The following is a 17307-nucleotide window of genomic DNA, read 5'->3' on the forward strand; positions in this document are numbered from 1 at the left end:
ACTATATGAGAGATCTGAATTCCGTCCATTTGAACGGGCTTCGCGCCGTGGAAGCGGCCGGTCGCCTTGGTTCGTTGGCGGCTGCTGCCGAGGAGCTCGGCGTGACCTCAGGCGCCGTCAGCCAGCAGATTGCCAAGGCGGAGGCCCAGCTTGGCCGCATCCTGTTCGAGCGCACGCCGCGCGGCCTCGTCCCGACCGACTTTGGCCTGCGTTTCCTCGTCCGCCTCAGCAACGCCTTTCAGGAGCTGGCGGAGGCCGTGGCCTCGGCTCGGCGACGCGACGAGTCGGTGCTGACGATCTCGGTGGCACCGGTCTTTGCCGCCCGCTGGCTGGTCTATCGGCTGAACCGTTTCGCCGAGCGCCACCCCGACATTCGCTTGCGCATCGACGCCACGACCAAGCTCGTCAATCTCGATACATCAGATGTGGATGTCGGCATCCGTGTGGGCTCGGGCGATTGGCCTGGTGTGAAATCCGAACTGCTGTTGCAGCAGGAGGTCTTTCCCGTCTGTTCGCCGGCCATGGCGGAGAACTTGCGTGTACCTGCAGATATTCTAAAGCTCCCGGCCGTGATCGACGGTCACTCGATGTTCAGCTGGGAGGTGTGGCTTCGCGAAGTCGGCCTCTCCGGTGCCGAAATGAGCGTGCGCCACACGTTCAATGAGGCGTCGCTGGTGCTCGATGCGGCGATCTCGGGGCAGGGGGTCATGCTCGCCTGGCAGACGCTCGCCGGCTTCGCGATCACCCAAGGCAGTTTGGTCGTGCCCTTCGGTATCCGCGTGGGCACCGGCTACGGCCACTACTTCGTCAGCTCGCCATCGCGGCGGGAAAGCAAGGCCGCAGCCGCCTTCAAGCGCTGGGTTCGTGACGAGGTGGAGGAGGGCATGCGCCTGCTCGATCTCAGGGCGCCGCGCGTACGCTTCGACGCGGCGACCATGCGCTGATCACTTGAAACGAGCCCCCCTCCGGACGGCTCAATCCGCCGGCTCTTTCAGCCGCTCTTCCATCATCGCCTTGAAAGCCGGGCGGGCATGGCAGCGGGCAAGCCAGGCCGAAACGCGTGGATGCTTCTCGAAGAGCTGTTTCTGGCTCATGGCGTAGCGGAAGACTTCCGCGAGGTTGAGGTCGGCTACGGTGAAGCGATCGCCAACCAGGTAGTCGCGCCCGTCGAGGTGCTCTTCCAGGCGGGTAAACACCTTGTCGAGGGACTTGGCGCAGGTAGTGATCGTTGCCCTGCCTTGGTCGGTTTCCTCAGTGCCGTAGTCGTAGGTGAGGATGATCTGCACCGCATGCGGCTCGACCTCCGTCGCCGCCCACATCGTCCAGTTGCCCATCAGTCCCTCTTCACGGATATCAGCCGGTCCCAGCGGGCCGCCGTATTTGCGCGCAAGGAAAAGATTGTTGGCAAGCGATTCCGTCAGTACGACGCCGTCGTCTTCGATCGCCGGAATCAGACCCATCGGGTTGACGGCGAGGAAGGCCGGCGACTTGGTGTTGATGGGCGCATCGGCGGCAAGCGGATCTGCAACCCGGCGCGCCTGGATGACCGGAACGGACGTGAAGGGGATTCCGAGCTCCCGCGCCATCCAGTAATTGCGCGATGCGCGCGAGCGATAGACTCCGTAGATCGTCAGCATGTCGTCCTCCCGTCGTTGCCGTGACCTTGTCTTAAGCCAAGCGTGCTGGACGGCGAAAGCCGGCGCCGCTGATACCACACATGAAATCTTTTGATAGGCCATGCGGCCCATTGCCCGCTTGCCTTTCGCGCCGTTGGTCTTTAGCTGTCGCAGTCGATTTTGGGGGCACTTTTGGCGCGACGGTTTCTAGGCGATCGGTTGACGGACATGGCGGCGCGTTTGCTCTGCGCGCTTGTCCTCGTCATCTCGGCCCTGATCCAGCAGCCGGCGGTCGCCATGCCGGTTGCGCCTGATACGACCGCCTACGCGCTTCCCGATGGAACGTTTGCCGATCTCTGCCTCACCGGCCACGACGATGCCGACGGAAAAGGTGGTACGAAAGGCCATGGATGCCAGTCCTGCTGCCTCGTCGCCCCCGCTGATCTGCCGGCGCCGTATCCGATCGCCGCACCACCGCTATCTCTCGCCTGGCATGTGTCGGTTCCTGCCAATGAACTTCTGTTTGTTCGCGGTGCGCTCCGCGGCGGCACAGGGCCTAGGGCGCCACCATCGGGTTTCTCCCTGATATCCGCTTGAGCGGCGGCTGACGGCCTCCCAGGCGTCGAAACTGCTGTTCGACGTCGCCGGCCGTGATCCGCGACCGACCCGACCATCACGAGGCGAAGCCGCGATAATGCGGATTTCCCGGAGAAACCCATGACAACCGCATCCTTTACCGGCGCCGCAGCGCAGCCGGTCGCCGCCGAGCGCGGCATTTCCCTCTATCGCGCCATCTGGCGCTGGCACTTCTTTGCCGGCCTGCTCGTCATCCCGTTCATGATCAGCCTGGCCGTCACCGGTGGCCTCTATCTCTTCAACGACGAGATCGACGATACCGTCTTCGCCTATCGCAACATCGTGCCTGCCGGGACCGAACGGCTGCCGCCTTCGGCGATCGTCGCCACCGCTGTCGAATCCGTGCCCGGCAGCGCCGCCGTCTCCTATCGCACACCCGCCGGTGCCGATCGCTCGGCGCGCGTCACGGTGGGTATCGGCAAGGCCAAAATGCTGGTCTTCGTCGATCCCTATACCGGCGCCATCCTCGATCACGTCGCGCCCACGGAAGAGTTCAATCAGGTGGTCGAGGACCTGCACAGCCTCGACTATTTCGGTAAGTCGGTCGAAACGATCATCGAGATTGTTGCGGGCTTTGCCATTCTGCTGGTCTTCACCGGCATTTATCTCTGGTGGCCGCGCCAGCAGACCGGCGGTGTGCTGACCGTGCGCGGCACGCCCGCGCGCCGCGTGTTCTGGCGTGACCTTCATGCCGTGACCGGCATCGTCGCCGGGCTGCTGATCGTCTTCCTCGCCTTCTCCGGTCTTCTGTGGTCCGGCTACTGGGGCGCCACCGTCAACGGCAAGCTGACGGCCATGGGGCTCGGCTATCCCGCGGTGCTTTGGGACCAGGTGCCAACCTCGACCAAGGTTTCGACCGATGTCCTCCCCAGGGCGAACTGGCTGATGGAGAATGCTCCGGTCCCGACGTCGAGCGGCGTCGGCGCCGAGCCGGTCGGCATAGACCGCGCGGTCGCGATCGCCGATGAGGCCGGCATGCTGCCCGGCTATGAGCTGGCGCTCCCGACCGATGAGAGCGGCGTCTACACGGCCGCGATCTTTCCGGCCGAGCTCGCACGGGAGCGCACGATCCACATCGACCAGTACTCCGGCAAACCGCTTGTCGATGTAGCCTTTGGCGATTACCCGGCGCTCGGAAAGGCGATCGAATGGAGCATCAACGTGCACAAGGGGCAGGAGTGGGGGCGCGCCAATCAGTTGTTGATGCTTGCCGCCTGCCTGTCCATCGTGCTCATCTCGCTCTCCGCCGTCGTCATGTGGTGGAAGCGTCGCCCGGCGGGGCGCGTCGGGGTGCCGCCGATGCCGCCGAAGCGCAGTGTCTATGCAGGATTGTGGATCATGGCCATTTTCTTTGGCCTCACTTTTCCGCTGACGGGGCTTGCGATCGTTATCATGGTGGTGGCCGACCAACTGCTGATGCTCGCGCCGGCGGCGCGCCGACGTCTGTCCTGAAATCGACGAAGGGGTGGCGCCGTCACCCCTTCTTTTCAGGCACGCAACTTGGAGATTGCAACCTCTGCACGATTTTTCTACAAGTTATTTAGGAAGGGCTAACTCTTGCTAACGTGAAGTGGGGAAAGATCGACCAGCGACGCGGCTGAGCGCGTCGGGAGGCCTTGCTTGGCGAAGAACACGTCTCGCAATCCGCGATATGCCGCCTTAAATGCTGGCGGCAACGAGGATACACGTCGCCTGATCGATGCCAGCCATCGGCTGGCGGAAGAAGTTGCGCGGATCTTTCCGACCGAACCCGACATCGCCGACCGCCACTACTGGTTGGAGACGATGATCAACCATGTGCCCGACTACATCTATGCCAAGGATGTCGAAGGGCGGTTCCTCATCGCCAACCAGGTGACTGTTGCCGACAACGGCCTGGAAGGTCTCAAGGATATCGTCGGCAAGACCGACTTCGATCTCCATCCGCCGCACATGGCACAGGCGATCGCCGACATCGAGCGCCGCGTCATCGAAACCGGCGAACCGATTTTCGGCATCGAGGAACGGGCGATCGTCAGCAAGGGCCGCGACCGCTGGCTGATGACCTCCAAGGTGCCGCTGCGCAACAAGCGCGGCGAGATTGTCGGCGTCGTCGGCGTGTCGCGCGATATCTCCGACAGAAAGGCGGCCGAACGCCTGCTCGAAGGGCAGGCCCGCCTACTGGAAATGATCGCCAACAGCCGACCGCTCGACGAATTCTTCCGCGACATGATCCTGCTGATCGAGGCGCTGATGCCTGGCATCAAGGGGTCGGTGCTGTTGCTGTCGGCCGATGGCCGCCACCTGTTCCATGGCGCGGCACCAAGCCTCGACGAGAGCTATTGCGCGACGATCCATGGCGTCGAGATCGGCCCTCACATGGGCTCCTGCGGCACGGCGGCCTGGCGCGGCGAACAGGTGATCGTCTCGGACATTCTCGCCGATCCTCTCTGGGACGATTATCGCGAGCTCGTTCGACCCTATGGTTTCCGCTCCTGCTGGTCGACTCCCGTCCATTCGCGCGACCGCAAGGTGCTTGGCACATTTGCGCTCTATTCCGGCGCGGTTTGCGTTCCCAATGAAGGGCAGAAGGAGCTGATTGCGATGGCGACGCATCTCGCCGGTATTGCAATCGAGCGCAAGCACGCGGAGGACCGTATCAGTTTCATGGCGCATCATGATGCGCTGACGGGCCTGCCCAACCGGGCGCTGTTCGAGGAGCAGGTCGCCGAGGCGCTGGAGGCCCTGCGCGGCACCGGTCAATGGGCGGTGCTCGCCTTCCTCGATCTCGATAATTTCAAGCTGGTCAACGATACGCTCGGCCATGCGGCCGGCGACGAGCTGTTGAAGGTCACCGCCTCCCGCATGCGCTCGTCGGTGCGCAAGTCGGATATGGTCGTGCGTGTCGGCGGCGACGAATTCATTCTGCTTCTGAACGGCCTTCCCTGCGAACGGGATGTCGTGCTGGCAAGGCTTGAAGATATTCGCCGCGCCATCGCGGGGCCGATGCAGATCGAGGGCCGAAGCCTGCAAGTCACCTGCAGCATGGGCGTCGCCTGCTTTCCCAATCAGGGCAAGACCGTCGGCGAGCTGCTCGCCAATGCCGACATGGCGATGTATCGGGCCAAGGAGCTCGGGCGCAACAATCTGCAGGTCTTCACCGAGGAAATGGCCGCCAAGGCGCACGAGAAGCTGCGTCAGCAGGAGGAGCTGCGCAGGGCGCTGGCACATGAAGAATTCTTTCTGCAGTTCCAGCCGCAGATGAACCTTGCGAATGGCCGCGTTTTCGCAGCCGAAGCCTTGCTTCGTTGGCGTCATCCAGAGCGCGGCACGGTTTCGCCGGCCGAGTTCATTCCGCTTGCCGAAGAAACCGGGCTGATCGTGCCGATCGGTGACTGGGTGCTGCGCGCCGCTTGCCGCCAGGCCAAGGACTGGCAGGATGACGGCCTGCCGCCGCTGATCGTCAGCGTCAACGTTTCGGCGCGCCAGTTCCGCGAGCGCAACTGGGCAGGTCACGTGGCGGCAATTCTCGCCGAAACCGGGCTTGAGCCCTGCTGTCTCGAGCTCGAGCTGACGGAAAGCCTGATCATGCAGGACGTGCCGGGGGCGATTGCCACCATGCATGAGCTGCAGGCGATCGGCGTGCACCTGGCAATCGACGATTTCGGCACCGGCTATTCTAGCCTCAGCGCCTTGAAGCGCTTCCCGGTGCGCCGCCTTAAGATCGACCGGTCCTTCGTTGCGGATATTCCTGTCGATCTCGACGACAACGCGATCACCGCGGCGATCATCTCACTCGCCCAAAATCTTGGCCTGCGCGTCATCGCCGAAGGTGTGGAAAACCAGGCCCAGGTCGAGTTCCTGCGCCAGAGCGGCTGTGACGAGATCCAAGGCTATTTCTTCAGCCGGCCGCTCTCCGCGCCGGATTTTGAAACACTGATGCGCCAGCCACGTTTCAACGCTCACAGCGTCTGAGTTCTCTTCGTTTCACGCCAAGACGCAAGCTTCGGTCCAGCCGGAAATGCAAGCATCGCCCCATTCCGAGGGGCTGTGCGTAGTATTTCGTTAAGCAATTTCATGCAGCACTCCTCAGGCCGCACTCAAGCCCTTCAGAGTTCGATGTCCTCTTCAGTCGTCTTCTCCCGCCGTCAGTTTCTCCGCTCGTCCGGATTGGCTCTTGCCTCCGCCGGTCTTGCAGGCTGCACCTCCTCGATGAACACGGACGTCTTCCGCTATGAGACGGCGCCTGTGTTCCGCAATCCTGCGCTCGAAGGACGCTTTACCGATCCGCGCGCGGAAGGCATCTATGAAAGACAGGATGGCCCAGGGCCAGTTCCGACCGGTCTGCCGCCGCAGGGCCTCTATGTTTCGGACATTTATGCCTCCATGTACGACGGCGGCTATCAGGTGCCGGAGGTACCGTTCCGTCAGATCGATGCACGTTTCTATCGTCAGGAGGTCAGCGATCCCTTTGGCGAACAGCCGGGAACGATCGTTGTCGATACCGGCGACCGCTACCTCTATCTGATCCAGCCGGGCGGCCAGGCACTGCGCTACGGCGTCGGCCTCGGCCGTGAAGGTTTCGCCTGGTCGGGCCGCGGCGTCATCCAGTGGAAGCAGAAGTGGCCGCGCTGGACCCCGCCGGACAGCATGGTCGCCCGCCAGCCGCAGCTGAAACCCTATTCGGCCAAGAACGGCGGCATGGCGCCGGGCCTCAACAACCCGCTCGGTTCACGCGCTCTCTACATCTTCCAGAATGGTCAGGACACGCTCTACCGCGTCCACGGAACGCCGGAATGGAAGTCGATCGGCAAGGCCGTCTCGTCCGGCTGCGTTCGCATGCTCAACCAGGATGTCATGGACCTCTACGATCGCGTGCGTGGCAAGGCGCCGATCCTCGTCATCTAACAACCACGGGCGTCGTCGCTCGCGGCATCCCTCCAGTCACGAGGGGCGGCCTCTGCAAATCCGGTTGCAGTCAGTCCGCGCCGTGGCCGGAATTGAGCTGCCGCGTCAACTGATGCAGCGTCTCGCGGATTTCGCCCGCTTCTTCCAGGCTGCAGCCTGAAGCCTTGCCGATATCTATGAGAATACCGAAGGCCTCGCTTTTCAAATCGCGGCCTTTCTCCGTGAGGCGAACGATTACCTGTCGCTCGTCACCTGGGTCGCGCTGGCGCGCGACAAAGCCGGCTGCCTCCAGGCGTTTCAGAAGCGGCGACAGCGTTCCGGAATCGAGCCCTATCTCCTCGCCAATGCGCTTCACCGTCTTTTCGTCCTGTTGCCATAGCGCAAGCAGCACGAGATATTGCGGGTAGGTGAGGCCGAAACGATCGAGCAGCGGCTTGTAGGCACGATTGAAGGCATGCGCCGCCGAATAGACGGCAAAGCAGAGCTGCTTGCCGAGCGACAGCGCCTCCTCCGGAATGGTATCTATATGTGCCGCTTTGTTTGCCATGGTCGCATTCTCGCAAAAACAGGGCGAAAATGCAATTTGCAAAATTAATTTGCACGCAATTGAATTTTGCGCTATCTAACCCTCATCCACTTGGAAACGCAAAGGAGACCGCCAATGCCTATTCTCTACCGCACCACTGCATCCGCAACCGGTGGCCGTGCTGGCCAGGCCAAGAGCGCCGATGGCGTTCTCGATGTCACCCTTACTGTGCCGAAGGAACTTGGCGGCGACGGCGCCCGCGGCACCAATCCTGAACAGCTCTTTGCCGCCGGCTACTCGGCCTGCTTCCTCGGCGCCCTGAAGTTCGTCGCCGGCAAGGAGAAGGTAAAGCTTCCGGAAGACACGAAAGTGACGGGAACAGTCGGCATTGGTCCGCGCGAAGATGGCACCGGCTTCGGTATCGATGCCGCGCTCGAGATTACGTCTCCGGGCGTCGACAAGGCGGTTCTCGAAGACCTCGTCCAGAAGGCGCATATCGTTTGCCCCTATAGCCACGCGACCAAGGGCAATATCGACGTCAAGCTGACGGTCGCCTGATATTTGAATTCCAGTCGGAATCCAAAAGCCCGGCGGATCGTTCCGCCGGGCTTTTGTGTTGTCAGGGATAATGATGTTCCACGCGGGCGCTGCATCAGGTGGCTGCCGACGGAGAAGGCCGTCGGCCGTGGGCTATGCCTTCTTCAGAAACTCGGTGCGCAGCACCAGGCCCTTGATCTTCTCCACCCGGCATTCGACTTCGTCAGGGTTGTCGGTGAGGCGAATACCCTTGACCATCGTGCCGCGCTTCAGCGTCGTAGAGGTGCCCTTGACCTTCAGATCCTTGATCAGGGTAACGTTGTCGCCGTCCTGGAGGATGGCGCCGTTCGAATCCTTAACGTCCATGCGAATGTTCCTTTCAAAATAACGACGCGCCTCGATCGAAATCAGGGCGCGGGCAAAATATCGACCTCAAGCATTGCCGGTTGCCGCGGCTATGTTCAGCGTCGGCTGAGGCTGCCGAGGATGCCGCGCACCAGGGCGCGGCCGACCTGGGTCGCGACGGTGCGAGCAACCGATTTCATCGCGGCTTCGACGACCGTCTCGCGCTGGTAGCCGGAGCTGCGTGGCCGCGCCTGCTTGCCCGCTGGTGCCGCCGCCTCGTCGTCGCCGAAGCCGGGCAGCGTCCAGCGGCTGCCGCCGGTATTCGCTTCCGTTGTCTGCTGTTCGGCCTGTTCTTGTGCTTGCGCCTGCGCTTCGGCCGTCTTCTTGGCGCGCGCGGTCAGCATCTCATAGGCCGATTCGCGGTCGAAATCTTCGTCATAGAGACCGCGGACCGGGCTCACATCCATTACCTTTTGCCGCTCGGCCTCGGTCAGCGGACCGACGCGCGATTGCGGCGGGCGCACCAGCGTGCGCTCGACCATCGACGGCGCGCCCTTGCCTTCGAGCGTCGAGACCAGCGCCTCGCCGGTGCCGAGATTGGTGATCACGGTGGCGCAGTCGAAGTCCGGGTTCGGGCGGAAGGTGTCGGCGGCCGTCTTGACCGCCTTCTGGTCGCGCGGCGTATAGGCGCGCAGCGCGTGCTGAACGCGGTTGCCGAGCTGGCCGAGGATCGTTTCCGGCACGTCGAGCGGGTTTTGCGTGACGAAGTAGACGCCGACGCCCTTGGAGCGGATCAGGCGCACGACCTGTTCGACGCGCTCCGTCAGCACCTTCGGCGCATCGTTGAAAAGCAGATGCGCCTCGTCGAAGAAGAACACCAGCTTCGGCTTGTCCGGATCGCCCACCTCGGGCAGTTCCTCGAACAGCTCCGAAAGCAGCCAAAGCAGGAAGGTCGCGTAGAGCCGCGGGTTCATCATCAGCTTGTCGGCCGCCAGCACCGAGATCGCGCCGCGCCCGTCATTGGTCGTGCGCATGATGTCGGTGATCTTCAGCGCCGGCTCACCGAAGAAGTGCTCGGCGCCCTGCTGCTCGAGGATCAGGAGTTCGCGTTGGATCGAGCCGACCGAGGCCTTGGAGATGAAACCGAACTGATTGGAAAGCGCGCTGGCATTGTCGCCCATGTAGTTGAGCAGCGCCTGCAGGTCTTTCAGGTCGAGCAGCGGCAGGCCGCCCTCGTCGGCGATCTTGAAGGCGATGTTGAGCACGCCCTCCTGCGCATCGGTCGCGTTCATCAGCCGTGAGAGGAGCAGGGGGCCCATTTCCGACATGGTGGTGCGGACGCGGTGGCCCTTTTCGCCGTAGAGATCCCAAAAGATGACCGGGAATTCCTGGAACTCGTAAGGGTTCGTCGGCAGGCCGATCTGCTCGGCGCGCTTCAGGATGAAATCCTTGGGCTCGCCGATCGCGCCGATGCCGGAGAGATCGCCCTTGACGTCGGCGCAGAAGACGGGGACGCCGGCATTGGCAAAACCTTCGGCGAGGACCTGCAAGGTGATGGTCTTGCCGGTTCCGGTGGCGCCGGTGATCAGGCCATGGCGGTTGCCGAACTTCAGCTCCAGATACTCGCCCTTGTTGATCGAATCATCAGGCTTGCGGCTGGTGCCGATAAAGAGCTTGCCTTCTTCCAACATGTGGGCTTCATCTCCGTTTCATCAATGAAAGCGGGCGGTTCGCGGTTGATCGCAAGTGCCCGTCATCGAAATGTGCCTGGTTTTCTGTTATAGGTGCTGCGGTTGCGCCCGGCAACAATGCTGTGCCCACCCGCGACCGGAAAGCGGCGGTATCGACGGGCCGATAGTCACTGCTCACGGCTTGTTATTTGGTGGGCGATCATTTACCTTGACGTCAACGTCAAAAATCCAAGTGAGGGAGTTTTTCCATGAATGAACTGGTCACGCGCGTCGCTGAGAATGTCGGCATCGAGCCGGCGACGGCCGAAAAGGCTGTCGGCATGATCCTCGGCTTCCTGCAGCGCGAAGCCGCTGACGGCCCGGTTGCCCAGATGATCGAAGCGATTCCGGGCGCCTCCGAGCTCATCGCCCAGTACAATGGCGAAGGCACGGGTGGTGGCGGTCTGCTCGGCGGCCTGATGTCGGCCATCGGCGGTGGCGGCGTCATGGCGCTCGGCCAGCAGCTGATGAGCCAGGGTCTCGGCATGGGCGAAATCACCTCGCTCGCCAAGGAGACCATCGCGTTTGCCAAGGAAAAGGCAGGCGATGAAGTGGTCGACGAAGTCGTCGCCTCGGTTCCGGGCCTCAGCCAGTTCGTCTGATCCGCGGACAATTCGCCGGAAATGCCGAACCCACCGGTTTGCCGCCGGTGGGTTTTTCTTTGCGATTCGCTCTTTGCATGCAGGCCATCATCGCCGTTGGGCCTTGCTTCGCAGGGCCTGCTCCAGTGTGTTTGCAAGCACGATGCAGAGAAGGGCGCCGACGCCGATGAAGGCCGCGCCCGAGGACCAGCCGTAGCGTTCGATCGCCGTTCCGACCGCGACCGGCCCGACGAGCTGCCCCAGATTGCTGCCCTGCATCAGCAGCCCCATTGCCAACGGCGCAAGCGCCGGACGCGGCGACAGGATCGGCACCGACGAGATCAGCGTGGCGGGGATCAGGCCGCCGATCGCGGAAAACAGCACGCAAAGTCCGAAGATCAGATTTCCGCCTGACTGGCTCAGGAAGATCCAAAGGCCGAACACACCTGTCAGCAAGGCAGCGCTGGCGATCAACCGGCCGCGGGCAAAGCCGCGAGACAGCAGATGGCCGGCGGCAAGATTGCCGATGACGTTCACCAGTGTGATGATGGCGCTGAGGAGGCCGACGGTCCCGAGCGAGACGTGCATACGCTGGACCAACAGGATCGGCAGGAAGCTGGAAAGCGTGAAGCTCATCAGGCTGTAGAGCGAAAATAGAACGAAGAGCAGCACCGGGCCGCGGCTTGTAAGCGTTTCGGTCGCATCATCCCGGAAGCTGGCGGCGATGCTGGATGTTTCCCGAGACGGCGACACGGCCAGGAAGATGGAAACCAGGCTTGCCAGCGTGATCAGCCCGTTGCTCCGCCAGATCGCTTGCCAATCGGCAAAAAGTGGCCCGGTCAACATCGCGACCGCCATGCCCGCGGGCATGAAGCAGCTCCAGAGCGAAAAGACGAGGTCGCGGCGATCCGATGTCACCAGGCGCATCAGGATGGCCGGACCGGCGACGACGACGAGCAGGAACCCGAAGCCCTCGACGATGCGTGACAGAAGAAGCAGCGCGAAGGCGTGGCTGGCCGCTCCACCGAAGGAGCCGAGGGCCAACATGGCCATCCCGATGGCGAGCAGGCGCCGATCGCCGGCCGACGCGACGAACGCGCCCGCCGTCATGCCGCCGACGACGCCGACGATGGCGAAGACCGAGGTGATCCAGCCGAGGGCGGGGAGATCGAGCCCGAGGTCGGACTGAAGCAACGGACCGGCAATCAGCCCCTTGCCGACCTGCATGGCCGCGACCACGCCGGCGGCAACAACCGTCATCACGCCCGCCCAATCTGTTCTCTCCCGAACGAAGGTTGTGGCCGTGGCCATCAGGCAAGCTCCGCAACGCGCGCACGACCGGCGACCAGCGCCGCCGCCAGGTCTGCGACGTGGCGGCCCTGGAAGCGTGCGCCTTCCAGCTCGTTGGCGCTTGGCCGACGGTCGCCGCCGTTGCCGTCGTCGGCGAGCGTCGAGGCGCCGTAGGGCGAGCCGCCGGTGATTTCGTCCATGCGCATCTGACCCTTGAAGCTGTAGGGTAGGCCGGCAATCACCATGCCGAGATGGAGAAGCACGGTATGGGTGGCGAGGATCGTCGATTCCTGGCCGCCATGCTGGCTTCCGGTCGAGGTGAAGACGCTGCCGATGCGGCCGACCAAGGCGTCGCGCGCCCAGATACCGCCCGCCTGATCGAGGAAGTTTTTCATCTGCGCGGCCATGTTGCCGAAGCGTGTCGGCGTGCCGATGATGATCGCGTCATAGTCCGGCAGTTCCGCGACGGTCGCGACCGGCGCGTCCTGAGCGCGTTTGTAGCCCGCCTTGATGGCAACGGCTTCCGGCACGATTTCGGGCACCCGCTTGAGCACGGCGGTGGCGCCCGCGGCGCGCGCGCCCTCGGCAACCGCCCCCGCCATCGTCTCGATATGACCGTAGGATGAGTAGTAGAGCACGAGTATCCTGGCCATCGGGCCTTCCTTCCTGCTGAGCACTTGCTGTTCGGAAAAGAAGATGGATGCTTTCCATGATCTGTTGAAGTGATATAAATTTCATCAAGTTGATCTATGGAATCGATCATGCTGGATGCCCTGACACTCGATCAGATGCGGACCTTCGTGACCGTCGCCGAAAGCGGGAGTTTCCGTGCGGGTGCCGCGAAACTCTCACGCGTGCAGTCTGCGGTCAGCCACGCCATCGCCAATCTCGAGGCGGAGCTTGGCGTCGCCCTATTCGACCGTTCCGGACACAGACCGGTGTTGACACAGGAAGGGCAGGCGCTGCTTGCCAATGCCCGCGATATCCTGCTGCGGGTGGACGCTATGCGGGCCCGCGCGCGCGGGCTTGGCGAGGGCATCGAGTTGGAGCTTTCCGTGATCGTCGACACGCTCTTCCCGATCGAGACGGTCGGGTTGGCCCTGAACGAGATGCGGACGATCTACCCCAATGTTTCGATCAGGCTTGCGGTTTCACCGCTGGGCGGACCGCTGGATGGCCTCGTCGAACGCCGCTTCACCCTCGGCATCATGGTCGGCGAAGATTTCCGCGATCCGGCAATCGCCCGCCAGGCGCTTTCGACGGTTCAGATCGTTGCGGTCGTTGCCGCGCATCATCCTCTGGGGCTGAGTGCCGGCGATGGCGCACTCGAAAATGCCGCGCTTGCCGACCACCTTCAGATCGTGCAGTCCGATCCGTCGCAGCGCACGGTGGGGCGGGATTTCGGCGTGCTCTCGCCGCAGACATGTCGCGTCAGCAGCCAGGATACGAAACATGCGATGATCCGCGCCGGTCTCGGTTGGGGCCGGCTGCCGCTCTGGCAGGTGGAGCGGGATCTCGAAGAGGGCCGGCTGGTGCGCATGCCGACGACGGCCCTTGGCCGCAACAGTCAGGTCGGTGCCGAGGCCTATCTCGTGCATCGGATCGATGAGCCGCTCGGGCCGGCTGCCCGTGTTTTCGGTGAGGCGCTTGCCTTGCGCTGCGCCGAGGCCTAACGGCGCCCTGCCACTGCAAACATCAGCGTGAAGATGACGAGGACGGCGCCCACGCCGAGCGGGCCGGCGATAGGGTCGATGAAGTTCATCAGCGCGCCGGTGGCGCCCGACCCTGCAGCGCTGCCGGCGGCATAGGCGAGCGAGAAGGCGGCACTGCCAGCAACGAGCATGCTGCCACGATATTCTTCGCCAAGCATCGTCAGGGCGGCGGTGTAGAGCGCGAAGCTGGCGGCGCCGATGAAGGCGAATGTTAGCAGCAACGCCACGTTCGAAGACAGGAACGGCACCAGAAGGTAACCGGTGGCGGCGACGGCGGCTGCTGAGATCGCCACGCGGGGGCGCGGCAGCCGGTCGAGAAGCACGCCGATGAAGGGCTGCGCCAGCGCGGTCGGGATCGCAAGCGCCGTCACGCTGAGCGCGGCAAAGGCCTGACTGTGGCCCGTCTTGACGAAGTAGACCGGCATGGCGGAGATCGCTGCGATATCGGCAAAGCCGAAGATCAGCACCATGAGGATCAGCATCGGTGCCTTCTTGAAGAAGGCGAAGAGGTCGCGTGTCGAGGAAGGTTCGGGGCGCGTGCGTGCGCCCATGGTCAGGAGCCCGGTGAGGAAGGCGACGAGCGCGATATAGATCGCCAGCAGCGCAAAGCCGAGGCCGCCGCTGGTGCCGAGCAACGGGATCGCCAGCGGACCGGCGGCAAAGCCGCCGCACATGCCGGCGCCGTAAAGGCCGGAAACGCGACCGCGCAGCCGGTCGGGACAGGCCGTATTCAGCCAGGCTTCGCCGAGCATGAACACCATGCTGACGAAGAAGCCGAGGGCGAAGCGGGCGATAAACCAGATGGGAAGCTCTGACGTCGAGGCAAGCGTCGCGAGGCAGATGGAGCAGCCGCAGAGACTGGCGATGATCAGCCGGTCGGCGGAGGTAAGCCGCGTCAACCGGCCGAGAAGCAGGGTCGCCACGCCGAGACCGGCGGCAAAGCCCATGGCATTGAGGCCGATCATTCCGGCAGAGACGCCACGGCTTTCAAGCGAAAGCGAGATCAGCGGATAGGTGAGCCCCTGCGCCACCGAGAAGGCGGTGACCCCCAGGACGACGGCGATGATCGCCGGCCAATCGGGAGCGAAATCGCTCGTCTGCGCCTCATGCAAAGACATCGCCCCCTCCCTCTGATCGGTGTCTGCGGGGCATGTCCATATCGTATCCGCCGCCGGCTGGGAATTGGCCGGCGGCGAAATGGCGGAGCGGGATGAGGAAAAGTGTGAGCGGTTTTCCGCCCGCATCCCGCTCCACTACAAGAGAGTAGATCAGGCGGCCTTGTCCCAGACCGGAGCCAGACCTTCCGGATTGACGATGCGACCGTCGGGGCGGGCAAGCGCGTGGATCTCTGCCATCTCGCCGTCGCCGAGCGCGAAGTCGAAGATCGCGAAGTTTTCCTTCAACCGATCGATCGTCGCGGTCTTGGAAAGCGTGATCACGTCCTTCTGCTGCACCAGCCAGCGCAGCACCACCTGGGCGGCCGTCTTGCCGTGGCGTGCGCCGATCTCCTTCAGCAGCGGATCGTTCGGGACCTTGCCGTTCGCCATCGCGTAGTAGGCAGTGATCGACATGCCGTGCTTGCGCGCGATCTCGAGCACCTTGGTCTGGTCGAGATAGGGATGGTATTCGACCTGGTTGGTGGCGATCGGGGCGTCGCTGAGCTTCACCGCTTCTTCCATCTGTGCCGTGTTGAAGTTGCTGACGCCGATATGACGGACCTTGCCGGCCTTCTGTACCTCGTTGAGGGCGCCGATGCGCTCGGCCATCGGCACGTCACTGCCGCCCGGCCAGTGCAGGAGAAGCAGGTCGACATGGTCGGTCCTCAGCTTTTTCAGGCTCTCGTCGACCGAGGCGAGGAAGTCGCGATGCGCATATTTGTCGACCCAGACCTTGGTGGTGAGGAAGATGTCGGCGCGCGACACGCCGGAATTGTGGATGGCTTCGCCGACCTCGGCCTCGTTGCCGTAGATCTGGGCCGTGTCGACATGGTGGAAGCCGAGCTTGAGCGCTTCCGGCAGCACCCGCAGCACGTCGGCGCCGGGCATGCGGAAGGTACCGAAGCCGAGCGCCGGGATGTTGGCACCGTTTGAATTGACGGAATGCATGGTGGGTAACTCCTTGTACTTGACCTGCTGTACTTGGCGAGCGCCCGGCCGGATGGCCGGGCGAGAAAGGAACGATCTATAGGTGGTCCTCAGGGGCGGCGGTTCAAGCCGGTTGGTAGGCGGCGCCGGCCCGACGATCAAGAACGCCGCTCAAAAGCGTGAGCAGCAGCGCGGCGGCGACAAGCAGGGCGCCGATGACGGGCGTCATGCCGAGACCGAGCGGTGAGGCGACGATCAAGCCACCGAGCCAGGCACCGACGGCAATGCCGAGGTTGAAGGCGGCGATATTCAGCGCCGAGGCGACATCGACGGCGCCCGGCCGGTACTGCTTGGCAAGCTGCACGACATAGAGCTGCAGGCCAGGCACATTGGCGAAGGACAGGAAGCCGAGCGCGGCGAGCGTCACCAGCGTCAGGACCGGCGAGGGGGCCGTGAAGGTGAAGAGCACCAGCACGGCCGCTTGGGCCAGAAACAGGCCGATAAGCGCCTTGACCGGATCGCGGTTGGCGATCTTGCCGCCGGCAATGTTGCCGATGGCGATCGCAACGCCATAGAGCACGAGGATCAGGCTGACGGCGCCTTCCGAGAAACCGGTGATGTCCTGCAGGATCGGTGCGAGGAAGGTGAAGGCGACGAAGGTGCCGCCGTAGCCGAGCGCGGTCATGGCAAAGACGATCAGCAGTCGGCCGGACCCGAGCACGCGCACCTGGTCGATAAGCTTGGCCGGCGGGGCCTTGGAGAGCGTGTTCGGCAGCAGGGCGACGATCGCGGTGAGCGCGATGACGCCGAGACCGGTCACGGCCCAGAAGGTGGCGCGCCAGCCGAAGGTCTGGCCGATCCAGGTACCGAGCGGCACGCCGGTGACGATCGCGACGGTGAGGCCCATGAACATCATGGCGATGGCCGATGCGCGCCGGTCTTCCGGAACGAGGTCGGCAGCGATGGTCGAGCCGACCGAGAAGAACACGCCATGGGCAAAGGCGGAGATGACCCGCGCAATGAGAAGCGGTTCGTAGCTCGGCGACAGGGCGGCCGCAGCATTGCCGACGATGAACAGCGCCATCAGGCCGATCAGGAGCGGCTTGCGCTCGATCCGGCCGGTGAGCGCCGTCAGCACCGGCGCGCCGAAGGTGACGCCGAGCGCATAGACGCTGACGATCAGGCCGGCGAGCGGCAGGGTGACATTGAGGTCGGTGGCGACCGTCGGCAGCAGACCGACGATCACGAATTCCGTTGTTCCGATCGCATAGGCCGCGATCGTCAGCGCAAGGATAGCAATAGGCACGACGAGACCTTTCCCACCCGGCTGGGAGGAACCGGGCGCGTTGGTTGTTGTTGAAGT

Annotated in this window: 17 protein-coding genes; 8 read left to right on the forward strand and 9 right to left on the reverse strand. The window is 63.6% G+C overall.

All coding sequences use genetic code 11. The annotated features are described in order from the left end of the window. Window positions 1-5 precede the first annotated feature (5 nt). Window positions 6-944, forward strand: a complete 939-nt coding sequence (locus ACN9MO_RS03200; RefSeq protein WP_058320341.1) for a LysR substrate-binding domain-containing protein — start codon at window positions 6-8, stop codon at window positions 942-944. Window positions 945-974: 30 nt separating this feature from the next. Here ACN9MO_RS03200 and ACN9MO_RS03205 read toward each other — a convergent pair whose 3' ends face one another. Next, a complete protein-coding gene (locus ACN9MO_RS03205; RefSeq protein ID WP_057250540.1) occupies window positions 975-1637 on the reverse strand; it encodes a glutathione S-transferase family protein in 663 nt (220 codons plus the stop codon). Between the two features lie 207 nt (window positions 1638-1844). On the opposite strand from ACN9MO_RS03205, the gene ACN9MO_RS03210 reads away from it, so the two are divergent. From ACN9MO_RS03210 to ACN9MO_RS03225, 4 genes are all read left to right on the forward strand, one after another. Continuing rightward, the gene (locus ACN9MO_RS03210; RefSeq protein ID WP_162733634.1) at window positions 1845-2213 is read left to right on the forward strand and encodes a hypothetical protein; all 369 of its coding nucleotides are present in this window, start codon (window positions 1845-1847) and stop codon (window positions 2211-2213) included. Between the two features lie 120 nt (window positions 2214-2333). Beyond that, window positions 2334-3704 (forward strand): PepSY-associated TM helix domain-containing protein, encoded by a 1371-nt coding sequence (locus ACN9MO_RS03215; protein ID WP_058320338.1) that lies wholly within the window; start codon window positions 2334-2336, stop codon window positions 3702-3704. A 168-nt stretch (window positions 3705-3872) separates the two neighbouring features. Next, the gene (locus ACN9MO_RS03220; protein ID WP_113132822.1) at window positions 3873-6206 is read left to right on the forward strand and encodes a putative bifunctional diguanylate cyclase/phosphodiesterase; all 2334 of its coding nucleotides are present in this window, start codon (window positions 3873-3875) and stop codon (window positions 6204-6206) included. Between the two features lie 144 nt (window positions 6207-6350). Continuing rightward, window positions 6351-7139 (forward strand): L,D-transpeptidase family protein, encoded by a 789-nt coding sequence (locus ACN9MO_RS03225; RefSeq protein ID WP_058325530.1) that lies wholly within the window; start codon window positions 6351-6353, stop codon window positions 7137-7139. Between the two features lie 70 nt (window positions 7140-7209). Here ACN9MO_RS03225 and ACN9MO_RS03230 read toward each other — a convergent pair whose 3' ends face one another. Then, window positions 7210-7686 (reverse strand): MarR family transcriptional regulator, encoded by a 477-nt coding sequence (locus tag ACN9MO_RS03230; protein WP_113132821.1) that lies wholly within the window; start codon window positions 7684-7686, stop codon window positions 7210-7212. Window positions 7687-7800: 114 nt separating this feature from the next. Between ACN9MO_RS03230 and ACN9MO_RS03235 the strand changes: the two genes are divergently transcribed. Beyond that, window positions 7801-8223, forward strand: coding sequence for an organic hydroperoxide resistance protein (locus ACN9MO_RS03235; protein ID WP_057250528.1), 423 nt, complete (start codon window positions 7801-7803; stop codon window positions 8221-8223). Window positions 8224-8355: 132 nt separating this feature from the next. Here ACN9MO_RS03235 and ACN9MO_RS03240 read toward each other — a convergent pair whose 3' ends face one another. Both ACN9MO_RS03240 and ACN9MO_RS03245 read right to left on the reverse strand, forming a co-directional pair. After that, window positions 8356-8568: an alkylphosphonate utilization protein gene (locus ACN9MO_RS03240; protein WP_057250526.1), complete on the reverse strand. Its 213-nt coding sequence runs from the start codon at window positions 8566-8568 to the stop codon at window positions 8356-8358. Window positions 8569-8663: 95 nt separating this feature from the next. Continuing rightward, window positions 8664-10238: a helicase HerA-like C-terminal domain-containing protein gene (locus ACN9MO_RS03245; RefSeq protein WP_057250524.1), complete on the reverse strand. Its 1575-nt coding sequence runs from the start codon at window positions 10236-10238 to the stop codon at window positions 8664-8666. A gap of 248 nt (window positions 10239-10486) precedes the next feature. On the opposite strand from ACN9MO_RS03245, the gene ACN9MO_RS03250 reads away from it, so the two are divergent. Continuing rightward, window positions 10487-10879, forward strand: a complete 393-nt coding sequence (locus tag ACN9MO_RS03250) for a DUF2780 domain-containing protein (protein WP_057250522.1) — start codon at window positions 10487-10489, stop codon at window positions 10877-10879. Window positions 10880-10966: 87 nt separating this feature from the next. Here ACN9MO_RS03250 and ACN9MO_RS03255 read toward each other — a convergent pair whose 3' ends face one another. Then, on the reverse strand, window positions 10967-12169 hold the full coding sequence (locus tag ACN9MO_RS03255; RefSeq protein ID WP_218372958.1) for a CynX/NimT family MFS transporter: 1203 nt from the start codon (window positions 12167-12169) through the stop codon (window positions 10967-10969). Continuing rightward, window positions 12169-12801 (reverse strand): NAD(P)H:quinone oxidoreductase, encoded by a 633-nt coding sequence (gene wrbA / locus ACN9MO_RS03260; RefSeq protein WP_058320337.1) that lies wholly within the window; start codon window positions 12799-12801, stop codon window positions 12169-12171. Before wrbA ends, ACN9MO_RS03255 begins: the two co-directional genes overlap by 1 nt. Before the next feature lie 108 nt (window positions 12802-12909). On the opposite strand from wrbA, the gene ACN9MO_RS03265 reads away from it, so the two are divergent. Further along, window positions 12910-13821: a LysR family transcriptional regulator gene (locus ACN9MO_RS03265; RefSeq protein ID WP_113132876.1), complete on the forward strand. Its 912-nt coding sequence runs from the start codon at window positions 12910-12912 to the stop codon at window positions 13819-13821. Here the strand turns inward: ACN9MO_RS03265 and ACN9MO_RS03270 are convergent. From ACN9MO_RS03270 to ACN9MO_RS03280, 3 genes are all read right to left on the reverse strand, one after another. Then, window positions 13818-14978 (reverse strand): MFS transporter, encoded by a 1161-nt coding sequence (locus ACN9MO_RS03270; protein ID WP_113132820.1) that lies wholly within the window; start codon window positions 14976-14978, stop codon window positions 13818-13820. The genes ACN9MO_RS03265 and ACN9MO_RS03270 overlap by 4 nt on opposite strands. 150 nt (window positions 14979-15128) lie before the next feature. Then, window positions 15129-15965 carry an aldo/keto reductase gene (locus ACN9MO_RS03275; RefSeq protein ID WP_058320335.1) on the reverse strand — a complete coding sequence of 279 codons (837 nt, stop codon included), beginning with the start codon at window positions 15963-15965 and terminating at the stop codon, window positions 15129-15131. A gap of 103 nt (window positions 15966-16068) precedes the next feature. Beyond that, window positions 16069-17250, reverse strand: coding sequence for an MFS transporter (locus ACN9MO_RS03280; RefSeq protein ID WP_058325535.1), 1182 nt, complete (start codon window positions 17248-17250; stop codon window positions 16069-16071). Window positions 17251-17307: the final 57 nt, after the last annotated feature.

The organism is Ensifer sp. R-19 (genome assembly GCF_049905105.1).
GTDB lineage: Bacteria > Pseudomonadota > Alphaproteobacteria > Rhizobiales > Rhizobiaceae > Ensifer.

What these genes read in the sequence shown, in the direction of transcription:
- wrbA (WP_058320337.1), bottom strand. Translation starts at nt 12,801, where the DNA reads ATGGCCAGGATACTCGTGCTCTACTACTCATCCTACGGTCATATCGAG.
- ACN9MO_RS03255 (WP_218372958.1), bottom strand. Translation starts at nt 12,169, where the DNA reads ATGGCCACGGCCACAACCTTCGTTCGGGAGAGAACAGATTGGGCGGGC.
- ACN9MO_RS03245 (WP_057250524.1), bottom strand. Translation starts at nt 10,238, where the DNA reads ATGTTGGAAGAAGGCAAGCTCTTTATCGGCACCAGCCGCAAGCCTGAT.
- ACN9MO_RS03270 (WP_113132820.1), bottom strand. Translation starts at nt 14,978, where the DNA reads ATGTCTTTGCATGAGGCGCAGACGAGCGATTTCGCTCCCGATTGGCCG.
- ACN9MO_RS03275 (WP_058320335.1), bottom strand. Translation starts at nt 15,965, where the DNA reads ATGCATTCCGTCAATTCAAACGGTGCCAACATCCCGGCGCTCGGCTTC.
- ACN9MO_RS03215 (WP_058320338.1), top strand. Translation starts at nt 2,334, where the DNA reads ATGACAACCGCATCCTTTACCGGCGCCGCAGCGCAGCCGGTCGCCGCC.
- ACN9MO_RS03200 (WP_058320341.1), top strand. Translation starts at nt 6, where the DNA reads ATGAGAGATCTGAATTCCGTCCATTTGAACGGGCTTCGCGCCGTGGAA.
- ACN9MO_RS03240 (WP_057250526.1), bottom strand. Translation starts at nt 8,568, where the DNA reads ATGGACGTTAAGGATTCGAACGGCGCCATCCTCCAGGACGGCGACAAC.
- ACN9MO_RS03235 (WP_057250528.1), top strand. Translation starts at nt 7,801, where the DNA reads ATGCCTATTCTCTACCGCACCACTGCATCCGCAACCGGTGGCCGTGCT.
- ACN9MO_RS03225 (WP_058325530.1), top strand. Translation starts at nt 6,351, where the DNA reads ATGTCCTCTTCAGTCGTCTTCTCCCGCCGTCAGTTTCTCCGCTCGTCC.
- ACN9MO_RS03210 (WP_162733634.1), top strand. Translation starts at nt 1,845, where the DNA reads ATGGCGGCGCGTTTGCTCTGCGCGCTTGTCCTCGTCATCTCGGCCCTG.
- ACN9MO_RS03250 (WP_057250522.1), top strand. Translation starts at nt 10,487, where the DNA reads ATGAATGAACTGGTCACGCGCGTCGCTGAGAATGTCGGCATCGAGCCG.
- ACN9MO_RS03205 (WP_057250540.1), bottom strand. Translation starts at nt 1,637, where the DNA reads ATGCTGACGATCTACGGAGTCTATCGCTCGCGCGCATCGCGCAATTAC.
- ACN9MO_RS03265 (WP_113132876.1), top strand. Translation starts at nt 12,910, where the DNA reads ATGCTGGATGCCCTGACACTCGATCAGATGCGGACCTTCGTGACCGTC.
- ACN9MO_RS03230 (WP_113132821.1), bottom strand. Translation starts at nt 7,686, where the DNA reads ATGGCAAACAAAGCGGCACATATAGATACCATTCCGGAGGAGGCGCTG.